This window comes from uncultured Streptococcus sp. (assembly GCF_963545685.1).
In the GTDB taxonomy this organism is placed as follows: Bacteria; Bacillota; Bacilli; order Lactobacillales; family Streptococcaceae; genus Streptococcus.
The window spans coordinates 1-24,273 of the sequence record NZ_CAUUKN010000024.1; the positions used below are offsets into that span (position 1 = coordinate 1).

General features: G+C 41.2%; 23 protein-coding genes and 1 pseudogene. 3 read left to right on the forward strand and 21 right to left on the reverse strand.

All coding sequences use genetic code 11. The annotated features are described in order from the left end of the window. Nucleotides 1-62: 62 nt before the first annotated feature. The 3 genes from ytpR to RWZ99_RS05825 are packed head-to-tail and all read right to left on the reverse strand — an operon-like array spanning nucleotide 63 to nucleotide 1,291. A complete protein-coding gene (ytpR, locus tag RWZ99_RS05815; protein WP_314677027.1) occupies nucleotides 63-686 on the reverse strand; it encodes a YtpR family tRNA-binding protein in 624 nt (207 codons plus the stop codon). Between the two features lie 9 nt (nucleotides 687-695). Further along, complete coding sequence (locus RWZ99_RS05820) at nucleotides 696-1,010, reverse strand: thioredoxin family protein (protein ID WP_314677029.1); 315 nt, start codon at nucleotides 1,008-1,010, stop codon at nucleotides 696-698. Then, on the reverse strand, nucleotides 1,007-1,291 hold the full coding sequence (locus RWZ99_RS05825) for a DUF4651 domain-containing protein (protein ID WP_314677030.1): 285 nt from the start codon (nucleotides 1,289-1,291) through the stop codon (nucleotides 1,007-1,009). Before RWZ99_RS05825 ends, RWZ99_RS05820 begins: the two co-directional genes overlap by 4 nt. Nucleotides 1,292-1,390: 99 nt before the next feature. On the opposite strand from RWZ99_RS05825, the gene pepA reads away from it, so the two are divergent. Continuing rightward, nucleotides 1,391-2,458: a glutamyl aminopeptidase gene (gene pepA, locus RWZ99_RS05830; RefSeq protein WP_314677032.1), complete on the forward strand. Its 1,068-nt coding sequence runs from the start codon at nucleotides 1,391-1,393 to the stop codon at nucleotides 2,456-2,458. 15 nt (nucleotides 2,459-2,473) lie between these two features. Then, entirely contained in the window at nucleotides 2,474-3,244 is a 771-nt protein-coding gene (gene proC / locus RWZ99_RS05835; RefSeq protein ID WP_314677034.1) for a pyrroline-5-carboxylate reductase, read from the forward strand. Between the two features lie 25 nt (nucleotides 3,245-3,269). Here proC and RWZ99_RS05840 read toward each other — a convergent pair whose 3' ends face one another. The 17 genes from RWZ99_RS05840 to pbp1b all read right to left on the reverse strand — a co-directional run bounded on the left by RWZ99_RS05840 (nucleotide 3,270) and on the right by pbp1b (nucleotide 22,241). Further along, entirely contained in the window at nucleotides 3,270-3,932 is a 663-nt protein-coding gene (locus RWZ99_RS05840; protein ID WP_314677036.1) for a type II CAAX endopeptidase family protein, read from the reverse strand. Between the two features lie 101 nt (nucleotides 3,933-4,033). Continuing rightward, a complete protein-coding gene (locus tag RWZ99_RS05845; RefSeq protein WP_314677037.1) occupies nucleotides 4,034-4,480 on the reverse strand; it encodes a CAAX protease in 447 nt (148 codons plus the stop codon). Between the two features lie 77 nt (nucleotides 4,481-4,557). Continuing rightward, entirely contained in the window at nucleotides 4,558-5,214 is a 657-nt protein-coding gene (locus RWZ99_RS05850; protein ID WP_118185874.1) for a CPBP family intramembrane glutamic endopeptidase, read from the reverse strand. Nucleotides 5,215-5,225: 11 nt separating this feature from the next. Next, nucleotides 5,226-5,423 carry a helix-turn-helix transcriptional regulator gene (locus tag RWZ99_RS05855; RefSeq protein ID WP_002885716.1) on the reverse strand — a complete coding sequence of 66 codons (198 nt, stop codon included), beginning with the start codon at nucleotides 5,421-5,423 and terminating at the stop codon, nucleotides 5,226-5,228. Between the two features lie 251 nt (nucleotides 5,424-5,674). Next, entirely contained in the window at nucleotides 5,675-6,868 is a 1,194-nt protein-coding gene (locus RWZ99_RS05860; protein WP_314677040.1) for an acetate kinase, read from the reverse strand. A gap of 56 nt (nucleotides 6,869-6,924) precedes the next feature. After that, complete coding sequence (locus RWZ99_RS05865; protein ID WP_314677041.1) at nucleotides 6,925-7,881, reverse strand: class I SAM-dependent methyltransferase; 957 nt, start codon at nucleotides 7,879-7,881, stop codon at nucleotides 6,925-6,927. Between the two features lie 44 nt (nucleotides 7,882-7,925). Beyond that, the gene (gene comGG / locus RWZ99_RS05870; protein ID WP_314677042.1) at nucleotides 7,926-8,243 is read right to left on the reverse strand and encodes a competence type IV pilus minor pilin ComGG; all 318 of its coding nucleotides are present in this window, start codon (nucleotides 8,241-8,243) and stop codon (nucleotides 7,926-7,928) included. After that, nucleotides 8,221-8,658: a competence type IV pilus minor pilin ComGF gene (gene comGF, locus RWZ99_RS05875; protein ID WP_314677044.1), complete on the reverse strand. Its 438-nt coding sequence runs from the start codon at nucleotides 8,656-8,658 to the stop codon at nucleotides 8,221-8,223. The genes comGG and comGF overlap by 23 nt, the downstream gene beginning before the upstream one ends. Further along, nucleotides 8,642-8,935 carry a competence type IV pilus minor pilin ComGE gene (gene comGE / locus RWZ99_RS05880; protein WP_314677045.1) on the reverse strand — a complete coding sequence of 98 codons (294 nt, stop codon included), beginning with the start codon at nucleotides 8,933-8,935 and terminating at the stop codon, nucleotides 8,642-8,644. The genes comGF and comGE overlap by 17 nt, the downstream gene beginning before the upstream one ends. Further along, nucleotides 8,907-9,335: a competence type IV pilus minor pilin ComGD gene (gene comGD, locus RWZ99_RS05885; protein WP_314677056.1), complete on the reverse strand. Its 429-nt coding sequence runs from the start codon at nucleotides 9,333-9,335 to the stop codon at nucleotides 8,907-8,909. Before comGD ends, comGE begins: the two co-directional genes overlap by 29 nt. Next, nucleotides 9,295-9,621, reverse strand: coding sequence for a competence type IV pilus major pilin ComGC (comGC, locus tag RWZ99_RS05890; protein ID WP_002946126.1), 327 nt, complete (start codon nucleotides 9,619-9,621; stop codon nucleotides 9,295-9,297). The genes comGD and comGC overlap by 41 nt, the downstream gene beginning before the upstream one ends. Further along, nucleotides 9,618-10,718, reverse strand: coding sequence for a competence type IV pilus assembly protein ComGB (comGB, locus tag RWZ99_RS05895; RefSeq protein WP_314677049.1), 1,101 nt, complete (start codon nucleotides 10,716-10,718; stop codon nucleotides 9,618-9,620). The genes comGC and comGB overlap by 4 nt, the downstream gene beginning before the upstream one ends. Next, entirely contained in the window at nucleotides 10,600-11,541 is a 942-nt protein-coding gene (gene comGA / locus RWZ99_RS05900; protein WP_314677050.1) for a competence type IV pilus ATPase ComGA, read from the reverse strand. The genes comGB and comGA overlap by 119 nt, the downstream gene beginning before the upstream one ends. 80 nt (nucleotides 11,542-11,621) lie before the next feature. Continuing rightward, a complete protein-coding gene (locus RWZ99_RS05905) occupies nucleotides 11,622-11,984 on the reverse strand; it encodes a DUF1033 family protein (RefSeq protein ID WP_314677051.1) in 363 nt (120 codons plus the stop codon). 153 nt (nucleotides 11,985-12,137) lie between these two features. Continuing rightward, a complete protein-coding gene (gene rpoC / locus RWZ99_RS05910) occupies nucleotides 12,138-15,782 on the reverse strand; it encodes a DNA-directed RNA polymerase subunit beta' (protein WP_314677052.1) in 3,645 nt (1,214 codons plus the stop codon). A gap of 100 nt (nucleotides 15,783-15,882) precedes the next feature. Further along, nucleotides 15,883-19,464: a DNA-directed RNA polymerase subunit beta gene (rpoB, locus tag RWZ99_RS05915; protein WP_314677054.1), complete on the reverse strand. Its 3,582-nt coding sequence runs from the start codon at nucleotides 19,462-19,464 to the stop codon at nucleotides 15,883-15,885. Between the two features lie 353 nt (nucleotides 19,465-19,817). Continuing rightward, a complete protein-coding gene (gene pbp1b / locus RWZ99_RS05920) occupies nucleotides 19,818-22,241 on the reverse strand; it encodes a penicillin-binding protein PBP1B (RefSeq protein WP_314677055.1) in 2,424 nt (807 codons plus the stop codon). Nucleotides 22,242-22,342: 101 nt separating this feature from the next. Here pbp1b and tyrS point away from each other — a divergent pair, with 101 nt between their 5' ends. Then, nucleotides 22,343-23,599, forward strand: a complete 1,257-nt coding sequence (tyrS, locus tag RWZ99_RS05925) for a tyrosine--tRNA ligase (RefSeq protein ID WP_003092098.1) — start codon at nucleotides 22,343-22,345, stop codon at nucleotides 23,597-23,599. Between the two features lie 126 nt (nucleotides 23,600-23,725). On the opposite strand, the pseudogene RWZ99_RS05930 reads toward tyrS, so the two are convergent. Beyond that, nucleotides 23,726-24,273, reverse strand: a pseudogene (locus RWZ99_RS05930) (ketol-acid reductoisomerase); the annotation flags it as partial.

Genomic DNA, 24,273 nt, shown 5'->3' on the forward strand with positions numbered 1-24,273 from the left:
AACAGACACTACTATTAGATATTTAACCTGTCTACTTGACAGGGGGCATATCATTTTATTATTTATCCTTTCCAGTGTTTAGCTGGATCAAAAACCTCGCCGACTACTGCTGAATCATCGAGTTCAATGATTCCACGTTTTTGTGGGGCATTTAGAAGAGCCAACTCACGTGGGGCACACATCATTCCATAGCTATCTTCACCACGAAGTTTACCTGGGAAGATAAGGGCACCGCTAGGCATCATAGCACCAGGGAGAGCTACGATAGTTTTAAGACCAAGAGATGCGTTTGGTGCTCCTGCAACGATTTGGACCTTTTTATCACCGATGTTCACTTGACAGATGTTAAGGTGGTCACTGTCTGGATGTGGAACCATTTCATCAATTTGTCCAACCACAAAGACTGGACCTTGCGTATTTTCCAATCGCTCTTCAAAGCCCTCTTTAGCCAATTCCTCATTTAAGATAGCTACATCTTGGTCTGACAAGAAAACTTGACCATTTCCTTCGACATCAATGAGGCTTGACGCTTCAAAAATGTTCCAAGCAAGAGTCTTACCTGTTTCATCAGCTGTGACACGAGCCACCTTACCTTTACGTTCTACGCTACGTTTAATGTCCTTAGTATCTTCCAAGATAACTAACAAAACGTCGCCAACTTGTTCTTTATTGTATGCAAAAATCATGGATTCTCCTTATACTGTTGCCAAAAAGGCAGTGATTTCTTCTTTGGTTTTACGAGCTTTATTGACCAAACGACCCAATTCCTGACCATTCTGAGCCACGACAAAACTTGGGATACCAAAAATATTCCACGTTTGTGCTAAGGCCATATAATCATCACGGTTAACACGCACAAAAGTCATATCTGGATGGTTGACTTCAATTTCAGGCATAACGGGGTAGATGAACTGGCAGTCTGGACACCAATCGGCAGTAAAAAAGAAGACCACTTTTTGATCACTCTCGACATAGCTTGCCAGTTCTTCAAGATTCTTAGGAATAATCATGCTTGATCCTCCTCATAGGTCAGCTTGTCCTCTGCATAAACAAAGCTATAGGCACGTCCATCCTCTAAGACGATACCTCCTATGAGCCCAGGATTTTCCTTATCCGTAGGATTTATGTAAAGAACTGCGATGGGTCCAAGGTGTGATAATTCTTGTCTAATATCTTGGATTAATACAGCTTTCTTCATTTCTACGCGTGACTGTCTATACTTTTCTATCATTGCCAAGAGACCTAAAGCTCCTACGCCTCCAGCAAACAAGGCCAATGTTTTACGTTTCATAAGAAACATTTTACCATAATTTTAGAGGAATGGGGAGAGGCTACCTATCTCTTGAGAATCGTGCTAAAATAGTAGCAAGTACTACCCAAGGAGGATTTTATGACTACCCTATTTGACAAAATTAAAGAAGTAACCGAACTCCGTGCCACTTCGGGCTTTGAAGCACCTGTACGCGACTACCTTCGCAAACAGATCACACCGCTCGTAGACGAGGTGCAAACAGATGGTCTTGGTGGTATTTTTGGTATCAAGCATAGTCAAGCGGAAAATGCCCCTAAGGTGCTCGTGGCTGCCCACATGGATGAAGTTGGGTTTATGATTAAGGAGATCAAGGCCGACGGGACTTTCCGTGTAGTCGAGCTTGGTGGCTGGAACCCACTAGTTGTCAGTTCTCAACGCTTTACCCTACACACTCGTGACGGCCGTATCTATCCTGTCATCTCAGGTTCAGTCCCACCTCATTTCTTGCGTGGCAGCGGTGGGACTTCAAGTCTTCCTAGTGTCTCTGATATCGTCTTTGATGCTGGTTTTTCCAACCAAGAAGAAGCTAATGCCTACGGTGTTTTCCCAGGTGATGTCATTATTCCTGAATCAGAAACGATTCTAACAGCCAATCAAAAAAATGTGATTTCTAAAGCTTGGGACAACCGTTATGGTGTTCTCATGATTCGTGAACTCTTGGAAAACGTTAAAGATCAAGAACTCAATAATACTCTAATTGCTGGTGCCAACGTTCAAGAAGAAGTTGGTTTACGTGGTGCCCATGTTTCTACCACTAAATTTGATCCTGAAGTTTTCTTTGCAGTGGACTGTTCTCCTGCAGGTGATATCTATGGTAATCAAGGTAAGGTAGGTGATGGTACCCTTATTCGTTTCTTCGATCCAGGTCACATCATGTTGCCAAATATGAAAGATTTCCTTTTGACTACAGCTGAAGAAGCTGGTATCAAATACCAATACTACTGTGCTGCGGGCGGAACAGATGCTGGTGCCGCTCACTTGCAGAATACTGGTGTTCCATCAACAACTATTGGCGTTTGTGCCCGTTACATTCACTCGCACCAAACCCTATATGCTAAGGATGACTTCCTAGAAGCACAAGCCTTTTTACAAGCTATTGTTAAGAAGTTGGATCGCTCAACAGTAGATTTGATTAAGAACTACTAAGATAAGGAGTAACCCATGATTATCGGTTTTATCGGTGTCGGAAAAATGGCAACAGCTATTATCAACGGCCTAAATACAAGCTCACATCGTATCATTATTTCAGGGTCTTCTTTGGCTCGTTCGCGCCAAATTGCAGAGGAATTAGAGGTTGAAGCAGCTGCTTCCCATCAGGAATTGTTGGATAAGGCTGACCTGGTCATATTAGGTATCAAGCCTCAAATGTTCGATAAGGTACTAGCTGGCCTCAACTTTCGTCAACCTATCATGAGTATGGCTGCTGGAGTGACCTTGGAACGCCTCGCTTCACTCACTAGTCCAGGCCTACCTCTTATTCGTATCATGCCTAACCTTAATGCTCAGATTCTTAAGAGCACTACCGGTCTTTGCACCAATGATAAAGTATCCGAGGACCTTCTGGCAGTTGCCAAGGAAATCACAGATAGTTTTGGAACTACTGTTGAATTGGCTGAGAAGGACTTCGATACCTTTACTGCTCTAGCTGGCTCTAGTCCGGCCTACATCGCCCTCTTTATCGAGGCTCTGACTAAGGCTGGCGTCAAAAATGGCCTAAGTAAGCAAGTTGCTCTGACCATTGCCACACAGACAGTTCTAGCTACTGCTGAAAATCTCAGTCTGGGTAGCGACAGTCCACATGATCTTATTGACAAGGTATGTAGCCCTGGTGGAACCACTATCGCTGGTCTTATGGACCTTGAACGGACTGGCCTTACCCATAGTGTTGTTTCCAGTATTGATACCACTATTGCCAAAGCCAAAAAATTATAGTAAAAAGCTCGGAAAATTCCGAGCTTTATTTGATATATGGCGCTAAAAATTGCAAGAGTAACATCGTTGAAACCGCAATACTATTGTTAATCATATGGGCCATGATACAGTATTCTAACTTTTTAAACTTACGATATAGTGTCCCAAGGGCAAACCCCATACCTGCATATACAATCCAAACACCGATACTATTAGGCATATGAACAAGGCCAAAAAGTAAGCTGCTCAAAATCAAGCCAACAATAGAATCTGGATTAAAGACACGTCCCATGAGGAGCCCTCGAAAAATCAACTCTTCCCCAATCGGTGCCACAATCACCGTAACTGTTATAAGAACAAAAGGATTCATATGGGCATTTTCTATGGCTGCCTGGTTGGTGCTATTACTAACACCTTCCCACATCATGACCATTGCACCAAGCCTAGTGACAATGTAAATACCTAGGTAGGTCAGGCCAATCATACCCCATGCCTTTAGGGAAGAAAGTGTCTTGAACCCCTCGAGAAGACCTATGCGTTTTCCTAAGAAAAGAGCTCCTACACTAATGAGTAGCATAACCAAAATTAGAAGACTCACTGCCCTCACATCTTTAACACCAACAAATATGGTTGGAGCTTGTTCAATACACAAAATTAGGAAAGCCAGTAAAAAATAAAGAAAACGTTTTAAAATCGACCCTTTTTTCATAAGAAGTTACCTCTTTTTTATCTTTATATTGTATCTTTATTATAATACAATTCTACTGTTTTGACAAGACACTATGAAAATAGAGGTATAATTAAGGACTCTTATCCTATTTTAGATAGAATAAGACGAAAAAGAGCAAATCCCAAAACTAAGCCATAGAGCAAGATAGATAGGACTGTAACATAGGGCAACTGAAGATTAACAAAAGCATATAGGGCAATCAAAGCAAAGATAAGCAAAAACTCCAGAACCAGTGTTGCAACTGCTGTCGCCTGCAAAATTTTTTTATTTCTCTCATCGTAGGCAGCAATGTACATCTGACGGAGACGTTTCGAATGCCTAAGCGCTGCAAAATAATAAATCGACAGGGCATAACTCGTAATGGTAACCCCCACTACTAATCCTAGCGCAAAATCACTAAGACTGTTAGAGCGAATAATAAACAATCCCAAAACACCCAAAGACAAAAGAGAACAAGCTACTCGTGTAATGTATTTCTTAAACTCATCCTCTGTTTTTCTCTTTCCTACTAACATTTTTATTAACATATCTTAACACTCCCTTTATTATCCTTTATAAGAGCAATATAACTTTTTTCACTGACAACTTTAAACACTTATTCACCTTACACGAAAAGGCTGAGTAGGACACTTATACTGTTGTTTAAGATATGGACACCCATACTGTACTCGATATGCTTAGTCTTATAATATGTTACCGCATAACCAGCTGACACAATACCATAGATGACAATTGTCTGAGGCGTAAATGCTGAGTGACCAGCCATAAAGAAAAGACTGGAAATAACAAGACCTGTCTTAAAGTATTTTCCAAAGAGCACCTTGGCTAAGAGTCCCCTAAAAACGATTTCTTCCATAACAGGAATGATAAAACCTACTACTGCAAACTGAAGATAGGTTGGTACGTGAATAAATATCTTTTTTAAAGTATCTTGATGTTCCATAGCCGCATTGTGTGTTAACTGACCAACAAAATACCCTAGAAGATCACCTAGGAAAAAGATGACGAGATTTAGAGAAGCAATCGCAACGAGACGTCTCCAATTAATCTCTTTAAGCGATAAGAGTTTAAATCTATAAGCAATCACGATAAAAATAGCCAAACTCCCTAATGCCCAAACACCGTAACCTATTTGCTCCACAAGTGAAAACTTACCATCCTGAGTAAGTAGCGGGAAAGCACGTGATAGTGTTAAATCTAAGATTAGTAGAGTGAGCGCTAAAAAAATAACACCAATTTTCTTCATTACTTGTTTAAACATATCTTTACTCCTTAATCTTCTTCAAAAATAAAGACTTCTTCAATAGTCTTTCCAAAATACCTAGCAATTTTAAAAGCTAGTTCCAACGACGCATTATAGCGTCCTTTTTCGAGTGAAATGATGGTCTGTCTCGTGACTCCCATCTCATCTGCTAACTCTGCCTGACTAATCTTATTAGCCTTGCGAAGTTCCTGAATTTTTGTTTCCATGTGGTACCTCAACCTTATCGTTTATTCTCATATAGTTAAACTCCTTACTTTTCTTTGTTAAGTTAACTTTACATTTATAGTATAGTTTACTTCACATATTTTGTAAAGTCTTTTTTACATTTTTTTGTAAAGTTTTCTTTACTTATTGAATTACACATATATAGCCATAGGCGAATGATTCTTTCAGAGCATTCAAAAAAGCTGACCAATCACTCGGCCAACTTTTCTGGTCTTATCAAATTTTTGATAACTTATTTAGTTTTAAGGCGCTCAACATCACGCGCAATCACCAACTCTTCATCTGTTGGGATAACAAATACTTTAACAGCTGACTCTGCTGTTGTAATGTCGCCTACATGTCCAAAGACATTCTTTTCAGGATCCACTTCAATACCAAACCAAGTGAGACCATCCAAAACTGAAGCACGAACCTCGGCAGAGTTTTCACCAATACCTGCTGTAAAGACGATAGCATCCGCTCCGTTCAACACACCGAAGTATTGAGCGATGTATTTACGCAAACGATCCACATAAAGATCATAAGCCAAGGCACATTTTTCATCACCAGCATTCTTACCAGCAATGATATCACGCATATCACTTGATTTTTCAGAAATGCCAAGAAGGCCTGATTCCTTGTTAAAGACATGACGAATACGTTCAGCATCGGCCATGTCAGGCTCACGATCAATGATGAATGGAATAATCGCAGGGTCAAGATCTCCAGTACGTGTTCCCATCATAACTCCGCCAAGTGGTGTCAAGCCCATTGAAGTGTCCACTGATTTACCACCATCAACGGCAGTAATTGAAACACCATTTCCCACATGGGCTGTGATAATCTTCGTTTCTTCAATAGGTTTTCCTAGTAGCTTAGCTGCTTCTTGAGAAACAAATTGGTGGCTAGTTCCGTGTGCTCCGTATTTACGAACTTGATAGTCTGTATAATAATGATTAGGCACTGGGTAACGGTAAGCCACTTCTGGCATAGATGTATGAAAAGCTGTATCAAAGACAGCAACGCTTGTAATGTCTGGTAGAAGCTCCTTGAAGGCACGAATCCCTGAAGCTGCACCTGGATTGTGTAACGGCGCCAAGGCTGACAATTCTTCAATCTTAGCCAAGGCATCTTCATCTACCAAGCTTGATTCTTTGAAATATTCTCCACCAGCAACCACACGGTGACCAACACCTGTAATTTCATCATAGCTCTTGATAATATCGAAACGAATCAAGTCATCAAGCAAGATTTTTACCGCTTGAACATGGTCAGCAATATCTAGGGTTTGCGATTCAGATTGGTCAGCAAATTTTACTGTTGAAACAGAATCATTCAAGCCGATACGTTCAATCAACCCCTTAGCAAGAACAACTTCTTCTGGCATTTCATATAATTGCCATTTCAAGCTAGAACTTCCTGCATTGATTGCTATTGTTTTTGTCATAAGCCACCTCTTTGTAAAACGCTTTCAATAATATATCCCTATTCTAACATGTTTTGCTAGAAAATGGAATTATCTGATTTCCAATTTTGGAAATTCTCTGTAAAATCTTTGAGAACCTCTGGATTTTGCAAATCACTAAGTGGATAAACGAAGGTCTCAGGAGCATTTTCTGTTTGCTTTTTAAGCACAAAGATAGACTTCATATTGTGCTTATTGCCAAAAGCTGCTTCCGGAAGAGTGATAACGGCAATAATATCAGCATATCCTGATAACCACTTCTTAAACAAATCACTTTGAGGACTTGTCAAAAGATTAGTTGGTGCCAAAAGAATAGCAATACCGTCTTTCTTCAAATACTTAAGCGATTGCTCCATAAGAAGATGATGGGCATAAGTGTGTTCACCAGTTGCTGCTACCTTGAAACGACTCGCAATCTCATCATTAGGGTAGTAACCTACAGGTAAATCACTGATAATAACGTCGCTCTCTTTGAGAATATGTGGTCTAACAGCATCTTCTTGAATATAAACCGCAGCTGAATCCACCACCTCAGCAATACTAGCTGACAAATCGATAAGAAGATCATCAACTTCCATCCCCATATAATTAAGGGTTTTCTGACTATTATTTAGAAGAGTTTCAGCCAAATTTCCTGTTCCCGAACCAATCTCTAAGATATCTAATTGATTTTCCTGGGTCAAACCTTCGAGCAGGTACAGAATGATAAATCCGATAGCATCCGGTGTAAATTGATGATTGGCTTGTAAAGCTTCCAATTGTCCTAGTTTGATAAACAAAAACTGAAAAGCACGACGCCACTCCTCTTTACTTAGATTAAGAGCCCGTAATTTCTCGTTGTTTTTGATGATGAGTTCATTAGCAACCTCAGCTCCCAAATAATAGGAGTTTTGCTCAATAAGAGCATCGTAAGCATGGGTTCCAAGATCATTTTCAATGGTTTGGACATTTTCTAACAACAGCTCAAAAGCTGTCTCAATTGCTTCAAAATTCATGATTTCCTCCGTCCCTCTATCATATCAAAAAGGAAAGAGAATTTCTATTTCTGCTCCTGTTTCTTCACATAACGATAGGTCTTGATTTGACCTTTACTGGCAACTCTGACAATCACTTGTTTATCCTTAACCTCGTAAGTCGTAGTACCCTGAGAAAAACTAAAAGCACCTGCTTCCTTATCCACCAAGTCCATTGTCATCTCTGCCATGAGACGACTTTGACCGGCCACTATTTGTGCTTGGTTTTGTCTAGAGCTAGCAACCACACGTTCCAGATAAACATGAAGAAGGAGTGTGAAAATGCCAGCCATAAAAAGAGCGTAGAGGAGAACACCTCCCCTAACCTGTTTTTTCAAAAGCATAAATAAAACTCCTTTGTAGTCCATTTTTAAGAGTCACTTGGATGGTAACTATCTGGTTCTTTTGACTTACCGTACTAGATTTTACATCGAAAAGCATTGGTTGATAGCCTCGACCATCAGCATTTGTTTTTCGAAAATCAGAGGCACTTGAAAGACCAAAAGCCAAGTCTTGATTATCTTGCTTGACATAGAGTTTGTTTCCCTCTACCTTGACCAACTGACAACCTTCTAATTCTACCTCCATTTGTTGAACAAATAGGAGCCAGTCTTGGTTTTCTTGTTGTCTTACTTGCTTAACATTACTCACCAGTACAGTAGTTAGCCCTTGATAAACTTGAACTGAGCCAGCAATGACCAACAAGGCCACTAGACATTCCAAGAGGGTAAAGGCACGCAACTTACTGCTTAGAGACATGAATAATCTCCTTTCCCGATTCAGAAACTGTGATACCTTGCTGGCTACGTTTAACTGTCACCGTTATGCCATCCAGCGTTAACTGGTCTTGCTTGGTCTGAACTGCCATTGTTGCCACACTCAAGACCTCTTGTTGATGGAGATTCTCAGCCATTAGTCTGCGATTAGTATTAATTTGTTCTAATATCAGACCGCTGACAAGTACTAAAACAGCCATAGCTACCAAGCTTTCAATAAGAATATAACCTCTAAGAGACCGTCTTTTTATATTTACCACTGCCCATGTTAAGCTGATAGGTCACCACCTCCTTATCACTTGAAAAACGAATTTTCGTGAGGCTAGAGTTGCCTCCTTTGGCATCAAACACTAGCGTCTGCCCCTTATCCAGATGAATACTTTCAGGAATAATCAGACTAGACCTTCCATTACTAACCTTATCCTTAGTCAACTGCAATTCAACATTAGATCCTTCCGCTGCTGCCAAGCGCTGACTATCTCGGTATAGGTACTCAAAACGCAGATAAAATAGATTAGTCTCAACCTGCTGAAAAATACCTGTGACTGAGCCTGATAAACTCAGAGTGAGAAAGACAACCACTGCTAGTGTCACCAGACTCTCCAACAAGGTGAAAGCTCTAATTGGCCACTGAGCGGCTTTCACCACCATGTTTCGCATAGTAATCATTGTATGAATCTGCCTGTTTTTGCGTAATTTGACCTTCTGAAACAAGAGCTGCCAAGCTAGCTGTCTTGTTATTCTTCATTTCATAAAGTTCTGCCTGAGAATCCACGACCTTGACTACAGCCGCATTTCCAGTTTCCTTAACGGAATCCTTCTGCTTGCTCAAGTTAGGAACAAAGAGCAAAAGGAGAATACTGATAATGAGAAGTACGACTAGCATTTCAATCAGAGTAAAAGCTCGTAATTTAACGGCATTCAATTTTTTTAACATCAATTTCATGACATCATTCCTTCCATATTTTGATACATTGGTAATAGCATGGCTGCATAGATCATTACAATCACAACAGCAACAATAACAAAAATGAGGGGTTGCACAAAGGTTGTTGCCTTATTAAGACGGTTAAAGAAGTTTTGCCAAACCTCCTCGGCATAAACTTCCAACTCATAGCCCAACCTAGCATTAACCTCTCCATAAGCAATAATTAAGGATAGTTCTTTAGTGAAAAAAGGGTGACTGGCAATACGATCAGGAAAACTCTGTCCTAGCATCAAGGCATCTTCCAAATCGACCCCCAGCTCACGAAACAGCTTAGATTTTTGCTCTTGCATAAGAGAAACTAAGTCCAACAAGTCAATACCTTGACCTAATAAATTACCCCATTCCCTAGCATAATAGGCGGTCGTATACAACCTAACAGTTTGGCCTATAAAAGGGATTTTAGCCATTCGTCGATATAAGACAAGGGCTGACTGTCGTTTCACCCATAGATAGAGAATTAAGCTCAATACAAGGAATCCACACAAACTCACAAAAAAGAGCTGAGGAAAAATTTGAACCAACTTTACGGCCCAATTATCCTTACCATCACCCTCTAACAGTTGGGGGAGAAGATAATTTTTAAGTCCTAGCATAATCAGAATCAGAAAACCCAGAAGTAGTATGGGATAAGTCGCCACCTCCATGAGTTTCTTGCGAACCTTTGTCATACGAAGCATATAGGTTTCAATTTTTGTTAGACTCCCTAGAAGATTACCGTGCTTGTCAGCAAGAGAAAGCTGAGTAACAATATTGTCCGAAAAACCCACTGACGCAAACATCTGGTCCAAGCTATCACCGCGTAATAAACTCTCTCTCATAAGAGACAAGGACCTTTCTTTCAGCAAGTGACTTCGCTCCAAAAAGGCTACGATTTCAGTTAAGGTAAAACCGGCCTTTAGCAGTTGTTTGAAGAGCTGGATAACCTTGACTTGTTGGTTAATCTTTAATTTTCTCCCCTTGGATATCCCTCTCAGTGAGATATCCTTGGTTAACCAAACTTTCCAACTGCTGGTTCCAGTTGGTCGACGAATGATTTTGGAAATTTTCTCTGGCAAAATCAATCACACCTCCTCCCTTAATCAAACGCATATAGGCAATGCCTTGTAGAGCATTATCCAACTCAGACTTATCTACGCCAAGGTCCAAGAGACGTTCGTAAACGCCAGCGATACTCTTGGCATGAATAGTTGAAAGCACAGTCACTCCTGTCAGACTAGCTCTAATAACCGCTCGAGCAGTCTCCCTATCTCGAATTTCTCCGATAATCAGAACATCCGGACGATGACGTAGAGATAGCTTGATTAAATTATCATAGGTCATGTCAATCGCCTGATTAACTTGTAGTTGCAAGACATTATCCTGCTTAATTTCAACAGGATCCTCAATCGAAATTACCTGCTGCCCCTTAAAACGCTCCTGAACTAGCTCATGCATAAGTGTGGTCTTCCCAGAACCTACAGGACCCGCAAAGAGATACAGTCCTCGATAATCCAAGGCATCCATAATAGGCTGAATTCCTTGATTCCAATACACTAATTCTCGACGTTCGGAATGTAATACACGGATAACCAAACTCTCCAAACCTCGATAGTCCCCAACGGTTGACAAACGCAGAGAAACCCTTTGACCATCACCACAATCATAGTCACAGGAACCTAGTTGACTCCTACGCTTCTCACCCACCATCATTCCCGCCACAAATTTAAAGTGACCAATAAGACTAGCCATGAAATCAGGCCGATATACATCAATCAATCTCCTCTCTTGGCCAACTCGCATATAGAGCTCATAAATATCTTGACGTGGAATGACGTAGATGTCTTGAGCCCCACAACTATCAGCATTTTTGATCATTTCCTTAGCAAATTCTGTTACCATAAGGACCTCCTCATAAACCTATTCGTAAAAAGTTCAAGAAAATGAAAAGAAGCCCGAAAAAATTCGAGCTTCTGCATTGTTTAACGTTTAATTTTACAGTGGGCATGATTTGGAAGGTCATTTCGCTTTTCATATCCTGGACGGTATTTTTCCTCAGGGATTTCCTGCCAATCATCCAAAAGTGCAATTGATTGATAGACCTGCAGGTATTCGTCACACTCCTCACACCAGTGTTTATCCTCTTGATCCCAAAAAGCTGTCATGACACTACTGCGGCTGATGTAACTTGGAAAGATTTCTTCCATGGCAAACCAAAGTTTTTTATAGTACTTGAGGGCATCGTAAAAATTTTCAAATTCCTTAGTACTTATGATATCCTCCTGCCAACCCTCCAAGAACCACCACGGTTCCAAATCCCCTTTCATTTCAACTACTTGGTACATTTCTCTTTCTCACTTCATCTTTGGTGTCCTTATTATACAAAATTTTCTGGAAAAGATAAAAAAAATGGTTTTATTTTTCACATATAGCAAGAATAGAAGAGTTTTTGATTATACAAGTACAAAAAAGAACCCACATTTGTGAGTTCTTTTGTTTTAGTCTAAGTCTTCAGATGATTCCACAATTGCTTCATCAACAGCAATGTTTTCAATAACTTCAACTTCGTTAACTGAAAGTGGTTCAATGTTACGGTAACGAGCCATACCTGTACCAGCAGGGATAGTCTTACCAATAATAACATTTTCTTTAAGACCAAGAAGATGGTCTTTCTTACCACGGATAGCTGCATCTGTAAGCACACGTGTTGTTTCTTGGAAGGAAGCCGCTGACAAGAATGAATTTGTTTCAAGTGAGGCTTTAGTAATACCAAGAAGGACTGGACGAGATGTTGCAGGAACACCACCAGAGATAACAATATCCTTGTTAGCATCTGTGAAGTCAGAAATGTCCATAAGTGTACCTGGAAGGAGATCTGTATCACCTGGATCCATAACACGTACTTTACGAAGCATTTGACGAACCATTACTTCGACGTGTTTGTCACCGATTTCTACCCCTTGACTACGGTAAACTTTTTGCACTTCTGCAAGAAGATAAGTTTCAACTGACAAGGTATCACGTACTTCAAGGAGACGTTTAGGTTGGATTGACCCTTCTGTCAAGGCCGCACCACGGTGTACTTCGTCACCAACTTCGACTTTCATACGAGCTGTAAATGGAACGACATATTCACCCATTCCAGTCTTACCTTGAACGAAGACTTTCTTAGTACGGGTCGCAGCGTCTTCTTCGATTTCAATAACAGTACCTTTAACTTCAGTGATAACCGCTTCCCCTTTAGGGTTACGTGCTTCAAAGATTTCCTGGATACGTGGGAGACCCTGTGTGATATCGGTGTTTGAGGCTACCCCACCGGTGTGGAAGGTACGCATGGTAAGCTGTGTACCAGGTTCCCCGATAGATTGGGCAGCGATAGTACCAACTGCTTCACCAACTTCAACCGCATCACCTGTTGCCAAGTTGATACCGTAACAGTGACGGCAGACACCGTGACGAGTGTTACATGTAAAGACTGAACGGATAGTTACTTCTTCAACACCAGCATTGACAATAGCTGCAGCCATGTCTTCAGTAATCAAAGTATCTGGACCGACGATTACTTCACCTGTTGTAGGGTTCTTAACTGATTTCTTAGTGTAACGACCTTGAAGACGTTCTTCAAGTGTTTCCGTAACTTCTTTACCGTCGGTAATAGCACGGATGAGAAGACCACGATCTGTTCCACAGTCATCTTCACGAATAATAACATCTTGGGCAACGTCAACCAAACGACGAGTAAGGTAACCTGAGTCGGCTGTCTTAAGGGCCGTATCGGTCATACCTTTACGCGCACCGTGAGTAGAGAAGAACATTTCCAAAACGCTCAAACCTTCACGGAAGTTTGAAAGGATAGGCAATTCCATGATACGTCCGTTAGGAGCAGCCATCAAACCACGCATACCGGCAAGTTGAGAGAAGTTAGAGATGTTACCACGAGCTCCTGAGTCCATCATCATAACGATTGGATTCTTAGAATCTTGTGTCTCAATCAGTCGTTTTTCAAGTGCTTCTTTCGCTTCACGCCATGTTGTTGTAACAGCAACATAACGGTCATCTTCTGTCATCAAACCTCGACGGAAAGCTTTGTTAATTTCTTCAACACGGTGGTGAGCAGCATCGATAATTTCTTGTTTGTTATCGATAACTGGGATATCGGCGATACCCACTGTCAATCCAGCAAGTGTTGAGTGGTAGTAACCAAGGTCTTTCAAACGGTCAAGGAAAGCTGATGTTTCAGTTGTACGAAGACGTTTGAAGGTTTCAGCGATGATGTTACCAAGATTTTTCTTCTTGAATGGCGCATTAATTTCCAAACTATCAATAACTGTTTGGATGTCTTGGCCTGGCTCAAGGAAGTATTTATCTGGTGTACTATCTGTCAAGTTCTCATTTGTTGTTTCTTGAAGATATGGAATTTCTGATGGAATGATTGAGTTGAAGAGAATCTTACCAACAGTTGTTACCAAGATTTTGTGAAGTTGGTTTTCTTTCCAAGGTTTATCAGGCATGCTATCTACTGCAATACCTACACGGCTATGCAAGTGAACATAACCATTACGATAAGCCATAACTGCCTCATCAATATCCTTGAAGACCATACCTTCACCTTCACGGCCTTCTTCTTCCATTGTCAAGTAATAGTTACCAAGAACCATATCCTGAGATGGCGTTACGACTGGTTTACCATCTTTAGGGTTAAGGATGTGTTCTGCCGCAAGAAGGAGCAAACGTGCTTCAGCTTGAGCCTCTTCAGACAATGGAACGTGGATGGCCATTTGGTCACCGTCAAAGTCGGCATTGTAGGCCTCACATACCAATGGGTGAAGACGAAGAGCCTTACCATCAATCAAGACAGGTTCAAAGGCCTGGATACCCAAACGGTGAAGAGTAGGTGCGCGGTTAAGAAGCACTGGGTGTTCCTTGATAACATCTTCAAGAATATCCCAAATACGTTCGTCACCACGTTCAACCATACGTTTAGCAGCTTTCACGTTACCTGCGTATTCACGCGCAACGATTTCACGCATAACAAATGGTTTGAAAAGTTCGATGGCCATCAAACGGGGCACACCACATTGATACATTTTAAGTGTTGGACCAACGGCAATAACGGAACGTCCAGAGAAGTCAACACGTTTACCAAGCAAGTTTTGACGGAAACGACCTTGTTTACCTTTAAGCATGTGGCTCAAAGATTTAAGTGGACGACTACCTGGTCCAGTAATTGGACGACCACGACGTCCATTATCGATAAGAGCGTCAACCGCTTCTTGCAACATACGTTTTTCATTTTGCACGATGATACCTGGAGCATTCAATTCAAGCAAACGAGCCAAACGGTTGTTACGGTTGATAACACGACGGTAGAGGTCGTTCAAGTCAGATGCTGCAAAACGACCACCGTCCAATTGAACCATCGGACGAAGATCTGGTGGCAATACTGGCAAGATGTTAAGTACCATCCATTCTGGTTTATTACCAGACTTGTAGAAGGCATCAAGAACGTCCAAACGACGAACTGCTTTAACACGTTTTTGACCAGTTGCTGTCTTCAACTCTTCTTTGAGTTCAGCAATTTCCGCTTCCAAATCTACTTGTTTCAAAAGATCTTGGATAGCTTCTGCACCCATTTTAGCGACAAATGAACCGTGACCATACTCTTGCAATTTTTCACGATATTCACGTTCGGTCAAGAGAGATTTTGGCTCAAGTGGTGTTTCCTTTGGATCGATAACCACGTAAGCTGCGAAGTAAATAACTTCTTCAAGCGCACGAGGGCTCATATCCAAAGTCAATCCCATACGAGAAGGGATTCCCTTGAAGTACCAGATATGTGACACTGGTGCTTTCAACTCGATGTGACCCATACGTTCACGACGAACCTTAGCACGTGTTACTTCAACACCACAGCGGTCACAAACGATACCTTTATAACGGATACGTTTGTACTTCCCACACGCACATTCCCAGTCTTTAGTAGGACCAAAGATCACTTCGTCGAAGAGACCTTCACGTTCTGGTTTGAGCGTACGGTAGTTGATTGTTTCAGGTTTCTTAACTTCACCATAAGACCATGAACGGACCTTAGTTGGTGAAGCTAGTGTGATTTGCATACTTTTAAATCGATTTACGTCAACCACTAGTATTACCTTTCTTTTGTTCTATTGACAATAGCAGCGCTATTCTCACCTTTATCAGCTACCTTAGCAGAGAGATTTAACTCCCTCTCTAAAGCTTATTTTATTCTGTTTTATCTGAAGCTTCTTCTTTAGCTTTTTCTAATTCAGCAGCTTCTTGGGCTTGTTGCACACGTGCTTTTTCAAGATCATCAACGTGCATAACGTCGTCATCTTCACCTTCATCAAGATCACGCAATTCAACTTCATGATCGTCTTCATCAAGAACACGCATATCAAGACCGAGTGATTGCAATTCTTTAACAAGTACTCGGAATGATTCTGGTACACCTGGTTTTGGAATTGGTTTACCTTTAGTGATAGCTTCATAGGCTTTCAAACGTCCGTTAACGTCATCAGACTTGTAAGTCAAGATTTCTTGAAGAATGTTTGATGCACCGTAAGCTTCAAGGGCCCAAACCTCCATCTCACCGAAACGTTGTCCACCAAATTGTGCTTTACCACCAAGAGGTTGTTGAGTAACGAGTGAGTAAGGACCAACTGAACGAGCGTGAAGTTTATCATCAACCATGTGGTGAAGTTTGATCATGTACATGACACCAACTGACACACGGTTATCAAATGGTTCACCTGTACGTCCATCGTAAAGGATTGTCTTAGCATCGCTATCCATACCTGCTTCACGAACAGTATCCCAGAGGTCTTCTGAGCTTGCTCCATCAAAGACTGGTGTTGCGATGTGGATACCCAAGTTACGAGCAGCCATACCAAGGTGAAGTTCCATAACCTGACCAATGTTCATACGTGATGGCACCCCAAGAGGGTTCAACATGATATCAACTGGTGTACCGTCTGGAAGGTAAGGCATATCTTCAACTGGAACAATACGAGAAACAACCCCTTTGTTACCGTGACGACCGGCCATCTTATCTCCGACCTTGATTTTACGTTTTTGAGCGATGTAAACACGAACAAGCATGTTAACACCTGATTGCAATTCATCACCGTTTGCACGTGTAAAGATTTTCACATCACGAACGACACCATCACCACCGTGAGGTACACGGAGTGATGTATCACGTACTTCACGAGATTTATCACCAAAGATAGCATGGAGAAGACGTTCTTCAGCAGAAAGGTCTTTTTCACCCTTAGGTGTTACCTTACCAACAAGAATATCACCTTCTTTAACCTCAGCACCGATACGGATAATCCCCATTTCGTCAAGGTCTTTAAGGGCTTCTTCACCAACGTTTGGCAATTCACGTGTGATTTCTTCAGGCCCAAGCTTTGTATCACGTGTTTCTGATTCGAATTCTTCCAAGTGAACAGATGTATAGACATCGTCTTTCACAAGGCGTTCACTCATGATAACGGCATCCTCGAAGTTGTAACCTTCCCATGTCATGTATGCGACAATAGGGTTTTGACCGAGGGCCATTTCTCCACCTTCCATAGATGGACCGTCAGCGATAAAGTCTCCTTTTTCAACAATATCACCAACCTTAACCAAAGTACGTTGGTTGTAGGCAGTTCCTGAGTTTGAACGACGGAATTTTTGAATAGTATAAACATCAAGCGAACCATCTTCACGACGAACTTCAACCTTATCGGCATCAGAATAGACAACTTTACCATCATGTTGAGCGATAACTGCAGCACCTGAATCATGGGCAGCTTGATATTCCATACCAGTACCAACATAAGGTGCTTTAGGATCAATCAATGGTACAGCCTGACGTTGCATGTTGGCACCCATGAGGGCACGGTTGGAGTCATCGTTTTCCAAGAAAGGAATACATGCTGTCGCAACGGCAACTACCTGTTTAGGAGAAACATCCACGAAATCTACAAGGTGTGATGGGTACTCTTGGTTATTACCTTGGTGACGACCCATGACAATTTCTTCTGCAAATGTTCCATCTTCGTTCAATTTAGAGTTAGCCTGAGCAACTGTATACTCATCTTCTTCATCGGCAGTCAACCAAACCACTTCGTTGGTTACTTTACCAGTTGCACGGTCAACCTTACGGTATGGTGTTTGAATGAAACCATATTTGTTAAGGTGTCCGTATGAAGACAAGTTATTGATCAAACCGATGTTAGGTCCTTCAGGTGTTTCGATTGGACACATACGACCGTAGTGCGTGTAGTGCACGTCACGAACTTCATATCCGGCACGGTCACGTGTCAAACCACCAGGTCCCAAGGCTGACAAACGACGTTTATGTGACAACTCTGACAATGGGTTGTGTTGGTCCATGAACTGTGACAATTGAGAAGAACCAAAGAATTCTTTAACCGCTGCAGTTACAGGACGAATATTGATGATTTGTTGTGGTGTCAAGACTTCGTTATCTTGAACTGACATACGTTCACGCACGTTACGTTCCATACGAGCCAAACCAATACGGAATTGGTTGGCGAGCAATTCACCAACGGCACGGATACGACGGTTACCAAGGTGGTCGATATCATCTACTTTACCGATACCTTCAGCAAGGTTGAGGAAGTAGCTCATTTCAGCCAAGATATCCGCTGTCGTTAAAGCACGAACTTTATCATCTGGGTTGGCATTACCAACAATTGTAACCACACGATCTGGATCATTTGGTGCAACGACCTTGAATTTTTGAAGAACAACAGGTTCTGTAACCACCGCATAATCGTTTGGTGTGTATACAAATTTGTTCAAATCACCATCCAAGTGTTCTGCGATTGAATCAATCACATCACGTGTCATTTCAGTACCAGCTTCAACAAGAATTTCACCTGTTTCAGGATCTACCAAGTTTTCAGCAATTGTTTGTCCCAAAAGACGTGTCTTGATGTTAAGTTTTTTGTTAACTTTGTAACGACCAACAGCAGCTAAGTCGTAACGACGTGGGTCGAAGAAGCGAGCTACAAGCAAGCTACGTGAGCTGTCGGCAGTTTTTGGTTCACCTGGACGAAGACGTTCATAAATTTCTTTAAGCGCTTCATCAGTACGTGAATCTGCTGGATTTTTGTGAATATCTTTTTCAATAGTGTTACGAACCAACTCGCTATCACCAAAGATATCAACAATTTCGTCATCACCTGAGAATCCAAGCGCACGCACAAGCGTTGTGAATGGAATCTTACGTGTACGGTCGATACGAGTATAGGCGATGTCTTTTGAATCTGTTTCAAGCTCAAGCCATGCCCCACGGTTAGGAATAACTGTTGATCCGTAACCCACTTTACCATTTTTATCAACCTTATCGTTAAAGTAAACACCAGGTGAGCGCACCAACTGAGAAACGATAATACGTTCACCACCATTGATGATGAAAGTACCCATCTCAGTCATAATTGGGAAATCTCCAAAGAAGACTTCCTGAGTTTTGATTTCACCAGTTTCTTTGTTAATAAGACGGAAAGTCACAAAGATTGGTGCTGAGTATGATGCATCATGGATACGAGCTTCTTCAAGTGTATACTTAGGCTCCTTCAATTCGTAACCAACGAATTCCAATTCCATAGTGTCTGTGAAGTTTGAGATAGGAAGTACATCCTCAAAAACCTCTTTAAGACCAGTATCTAAGAATTCTTTGAATGAATCCGTTTGGATTTCAATCAAGTTTGGTAAATCAAGAACTTCTTTGATTCTTGAAAAACTACGACGGGTACGATGTTTCCCGTATTGAACGTCATGTCCTGCCAAGTCTTCTACTCCTTTTCTACATTCGAGACCTGCTTTGCAAGTCGTGCACTTTAAATATTTGTCTCCTGCCTTTTTCAGTTGCTTATCCCATTAACAAGTGATTAGATACTAATATCCACTTATCCGATTAATAATAAGTTTTATCTGTGAATTTTTAGAATCTTTAAACATGCATTACAAAGGCCGAAAATACTAAAAATAAGCACAAAAATAGCAGCTAAATCTGACCGAAAAAACGTTGATTTAACTGCTGTATCTCTTGATTGGACAATATTTCAACCAAATAAGACGACAAATAGTTGCCTATATTATACCTAAATTTTAACTATTTTGCAAGCATTCTTGGAAACAGCCTAACTTCCTCCAAGAATACTAGACCAAGCTTTTTGGTAGTCACTATCAGTTCCACCAATGGCAAACTTATAGATTGTATCGCCAGGTCCATTTTTAGCCCAATAACTATCAACCATTTCACCACTTACAGAGACATTACGGCCATTGACCGATACTGTTGCTGGCTTAAGGCCTGTCGATTTGAGCACACTTGCCTTAATAGCACTTGAATCTATATTAAACTTATCTCCCGTTTTGAAAATACTTGGATTAGCATTATAGATGGCTGAAGTTAAACGAGCCATATATTGGGCATTGTAGGTGTAACCCGTTTTAGAATTGGTAGGTGCATTGTCATCATAACCAGCCCAACCTCCGAGGGTAATGCCAGGCGTCGACACAAGCAACCAAGCATCTGCAAAGTTATCCGTCGTCCCTGTTTTACCCATCCAGTCAGCTGAGGCCGCTGCACCATTGACATTTTTCAACTCAGAATAAAATTGGGTTGTCGCTCCCTTAACCACAACTTCTTTAAGTAAGTTATTCATAATGCTAGCTGTAGCCTTTGTAAAGACCTGAACCCCTTCAGATTTATGTTGATAAATAACCTCACCCGTGTGATCAGTAATACTATCAATCATATAACCTTTTTCATAAACACCGCCATTTGAAAGCATTTGATAGGCGTTTACCTGCTGAGCAACAGTAGTTTCAATCCCACCACCAAGGGGCAGACTCTCAATATTGTAGTTATCAATCTTATAACCCATCTTGGTCATATAACCTTCAACGTCAACATCATGATGTTGAAGCATTTGATAAGTCCAAAAGGCAGGAATATTCCACGACGTATTAAGCGCCTCTTGCAAGTTCATCATGGCCGTCCCCTTATCGCCATCATGAAGAATCGGTGTCCCACCTGTAAAATTAGTTGGATAATTTGAAAGAATACTTGAGCTACCCATTAAACCTTGGTCAATGGCAATTCCATAAGCGATAATAGGCTTAATAGAAGACCCAGGAGAGCGAGCTGTATCAAAGGCATGGTTATTCTGGTTATTCTCATAATTACGACCACCGACAAATCCTAAGATTGCTCCAGTCGCATTGTCCATGAGTACATTTCCAACTTCAACCCCGTTATTACCACCCTGATCGAGTAGACCACCATATTGGTTCGCAGTATCTTGCATCGCATTGTAGACTGCATCATCAATCGTCGTCTTAACGCTATAGCCACCCGTTTGTAGCTCTTTAAGGGCCATCTCACGATAGGTTTCCTTGGTCTTATCATTTTTTAAATCTTGACTTGATACCTTGTCTCGCTCAACCAAATAGTCATACATGACATCTTGAGCTTCAGACATAACTGAATAGTACAAATAATCATGACTTACTGAATCGGAACTCTCCCCAGCCTTGAAATCTTTAGTAATGTCATAATTCTTATAACTTTCGTATTGTGACTTATCTAGATATCCCCCTCGATAAAGATTGTAGAGCACATCTTGCTGACGTGCCAAGCCATAGGAAAGATCTTCTTCATTTTTTAGTTGACCATCCGCAGTATAGGGTGAATAGACAATCGGACTCTGTGGTAAACCTGCCAGATAAGCCGCCTGAGGAACTGTCAAATCTGCTGCAGAGACCCCAAAAATCCCTTGTGCAGCCTCTTCGATACCAGCAATATTTTTCCCTTTGTTGTTACGACCAAAAGGAGAAACATTCAGATAATCAGTTAAAATTTCATTTTTCGAAGCACGACGTTCCAGTTGTAGTGCATAGATAATCTCTGCTGCTTTACGTTTAAATGTTGGAGCATCCCCTGTAACCTGTTGTTTTATCAACTGCTGTGTCAGTGTTGAACCACCACTAGAGGAACCTACTCCCAAGACTGAGGATACCAAGGCTCTAAAGACAGCTTTTGGTACGACCCCCTTATGCTTCTTGAAATTTTCATCCTCAGTAGCAATAATGGCATTTTTAACATTGTTAGAAATCGCATCACTTTCAACAGGAGTTCTAAGCAGGTCCGTATCAATATCGGCAATCTTCTTAGAATCAGAATAACTCATCGAAGACACCAAACTAACCTCGCTAATCCGATTCAACAAGGTTTTATCCTTAATTGATGGAACAGACTGAATCTGACTCCCCAGATAGCCCAAGCCAAGCCCAGCACCGAACAAGGTTAGAACGATAATGACCACATAAAAGAAATCAGACAAGAGCTTTAAGGTCTTTAAAAAAACATCACCCATGTCTAAGAGTGTCATTCTGTCTTTAGGCGCCTTCTCCGCTTGCTTACGATTCCACTTAGATTTAATCCCAGCCTTCCTTACTTTGAAAGATTTACCTCTTTTTTTAGACTTGAGGCCAGCAAATTTTTCACGAAAAACCTTCCCTAGCCGTCTAAAATAATTTATTATTTTTTCAAAATTCATAGAAATACCTCAAAACCTATTATAGCAAACTTTGACAAAGCTTGCATAGGGTTGCTTTCTTTTGGTATAATGGTGCAGAATATACTTTACTGGAGAATATCATGACAATTTTTGAAGAACTAAAAGCACGTGGCTTGATTTTTCAAACCACGGATGAAGAAGCCCTTGTAAAAGCCTTTGAAGAGGGGCCAGTCTCATACTACACCGGTTATGACCCAACAGCAGACAGTCTCCACCTTGGACACCTTGTCGCTATCCTTACGAGTCGTCGCCTTCAATTGGCTGGACACAAACCTTACGCCCTCGTTGGGGGTGCAACAGGTTTGATTGGTGACCCATCATTTAAAGATGCTGAACGTAGCCTCCAAACCAAAGAAACCGTTGAAGGTTGGGTCGAAAAAATCCAAGGCCAACTCTCTCGCTTCCTTGATTTTGAAAATGGTGACAACAAAGCCGTTATGGTCAACAACTATGACTGGTTTGGTTCAGTTAGCTTCATCGATTTCTTGCGTGATGTCGGTAAATACTTCACTGTTAACTACATGATGAGCAAGGAATCTGTTAAAAAACGTATCGAAACAGGTATCTCTTATACTGAGTTCGCTTATCAAATTATGCAAGGTTACGACTTCTATGAACTCAATGATAAATATGGCGTAACCCTCCAAATTGGTGGTTCTGACCAATGGGGGAACATGACAGCAGGTACTGAGCTCTTGCGTCGTAAAGCGGACAAATCTGGACACGTTATCACAGTTCCACTTATCACAGATTCAACTGGTAAAAAATTCGGTAAATCTGAAGGTAACGCTGTCTGGCTTGACGCTACTAAGACAACACCTTACGAAATGTACCAATTCTGGCTCAACGTTATGGACGATGATGCCGTTCGCTTCTTGAAGATTTTTACTTTCTTGTCACTTGAAGAAATCGAAGAAATCGGCAAAGAATTTGACCAAGCTCGTCACCAACGTTTAGCACAAAAGGTTCTGGCTCGTGAAGTGGTTACTTTGGTTCACGGTAAAGAAGCCTATGAACAAGCTGTTCACATCACCGAACAACTCTTCGCTGGTAACCTTAAAGCCCTCTCAGCACGTGATCTTAAAGTTGCCCTCAATGGTGTCCCAACCTATGAGATTTCAGCAGATGAGAATCTTAACATTGTTGAACTTCTCGTCAATGCTAAAATTTCACCATCTAAACGTCAAGCACGTGAAGACGTGCAAAACGGTGCCATCTATATCAACGGTGAACGTGTACAAGACTTGGATTACACTCTTTCAGATACCGATAAAATTGACAATGAAATTACTGTTATCCGTCGCGGTAAGAAGAAAAACTTTGTTTTGACTTACTAATTCATGACAATTCTCACTCCCTAGTGGAGTGAGTTTTTTTACACACAAAGTCATAATCCTAACTGCTAACTGCTTTCTTAAGAACACAAAAAAACCAGCACTAGGCTGGTTTTTGAGGCTATCACATTAGTTATAGATTTTGAATGCATCATCGTCGTTTTGACCAACGAATGGCATTGCTTTACGCAATTCAGCACCAACTTTTTCGATTTCAAGGTTAGCAGCTTCTTCACGGTAAGCAGTAAGTTTTGGACGTCCAGCTTTGTAGTCGTTAACGAAGTCGTTAGCGAATTTACCATTTTGGATATCAGCAAGAACTGCTTTCATGTTTTCTTTCACTTGTTCAGTGATAACACGTGGACCTGATACATAGTCACCGAATTCAGCAGTGTTAGAGATTGATTGGCGCATTTTCTTGAATCCACCTTCGTAAATCAAGTCAACAATCAATTTCATTTCGTGAAGCACTTCAAAGTAAGCCAATTCTGGAGCATATCCAGCTTCAGTCAAGACTTCAAAACCAGCTTCGATAAGGGCAGTCAAACCACCACAAAGAACTGCTTGTTCACCAAACAAATCTTCTTCAGTTTCTTCTTTGTATGTTGTTTCAAGAAGACCTACACGTGCTGCACCAACACCTTTACACCAGTCCATAGCGATGTCTTTAGCGTTAC

Coding starts and splice junctions, on each gene's coding strand:
- ytpR (WP_314677027.1), bottom strand. CDS start 686: ATGATTTTTGCATACAATAAAGAACAAGTTGGCGACGTTTTGTTAGTT.
- RWZ99_RS05820 (WP_314677029.1), bottom strand. CDS start 1,010: ATGATTATTCCTAAGAATCTTGAAGAACTGGCAAGCTATGTCGAGAGT.
- RWZ99_RS05825 (WP_314677030.1), bottom strand. CDS start 1,291: ATGAAACGTAAAACATTGGCCTTGTTTGCTGGAGGCGTAGGAGCTTTA.
- pepA (WP_314677032.1), top strand. CDS start 1,391: ATGACTACCCTATTTGACAAAATTAAAGAAGTAACCGAACTCCGTGCC.
- proC (WP_314677034.1), top strand. CDS start 2,474: ATGATTATCGGTTTTATCGGTGTCGGAAAAATGGCAACAGCTATTATC.
- RWZ99_RS05840 (WP_314677036.1), bottom strand. CDS start 3,932: ATGAAAAAAGGGTCGATTTTAAAACGTTTTCTTTATTTTTTACTGGCT.
- RWZ99_RS05845 (WP_314677037.1), bottom strand. CDS start 4,480: ATGTTAATAAAAATGTTAGTAGGAAAGAGAAAAACAGAGGATGAGTTT.
- RWZ99_RS05850 (WP_118185874.1), bottom strand. CDS start 5,214: ATGTTTAAACAAGTAATGAAGAAAATTGGTGTTATTTTTTTAGCGCTC.
- RWZ99_RS05855 (WP_002885716.1), bottom strand. CDS start 5,423: ATGGAAACAAAAATTCAGGAACTTCGCAAGGCTAATAAGATTAGTCAG.
- RWZ99_RS05860 (WP_314677040.1), bottom strand. CDS start 6,868: ATGACAAAAACAATAGCAATCAATGCAGGAAGTTCTAGCTTGAAATGG.
- RWZ99_RS05865 (WP_314677041.1), bottom strand. CDS start 7,881: ATGAATTTTGAAGCAATTGAGACAGCTTTTGAGCTGTTGTTAGAAAAT.
- comGG (WP_314677042.1), bottom strand. CDS start 8,243: ATGCTTTTGAAAAAACAGGTTAGGGGAGGTGTTCTCCTCTACGCTCTT.
- comGF (WP_314677044.1), bottom strand. CDS start 8,658: ATGTCTCTAAGCAGTAAGTTGCGTGCCTTTACCCTCTTGGAATGTCTA.
- comGD (WP_314677056.1), bottom strand. CDS start 9,335: ATGCGAAACATGGTGGTGAAAGCCGCTCAGTGGCCAATTAGAGCTTTC.
- comGC (WP_002946126.1), bottom strand. CDS start 9,621: ATGAAATTGATGTTAAAAAAATTGAATGCCGTTAAATTACGAGCTTTT.
- comGA (WP_314677050.1), bottom strand. CDS start 11,541: ATGGTAACAGAATTTGCTAAGGAAATGATCAAAAATGCTGATAGTTGT.
- RWZ99_RS05905 (WP_314677051.1), bottom strand. CDS start 11,984: ATGTACCAAGTAGTTGAAATGAAAGGGGATTTGGAACCGTGGTGGTTC.
- pbp1b (WP_314677055.1), bottom strand. CDS start 22,241: ATGAATTTTGAAAAAATAATAAATTATTTTAGACGGCTAGGGAAGGTT.
- tyrS (WP_003092098.1), top strand. CDS start 22,343: ATGACAATTTTTGAAGAACTAAAAGCACGTGGCTTGATTTTTCAAACC.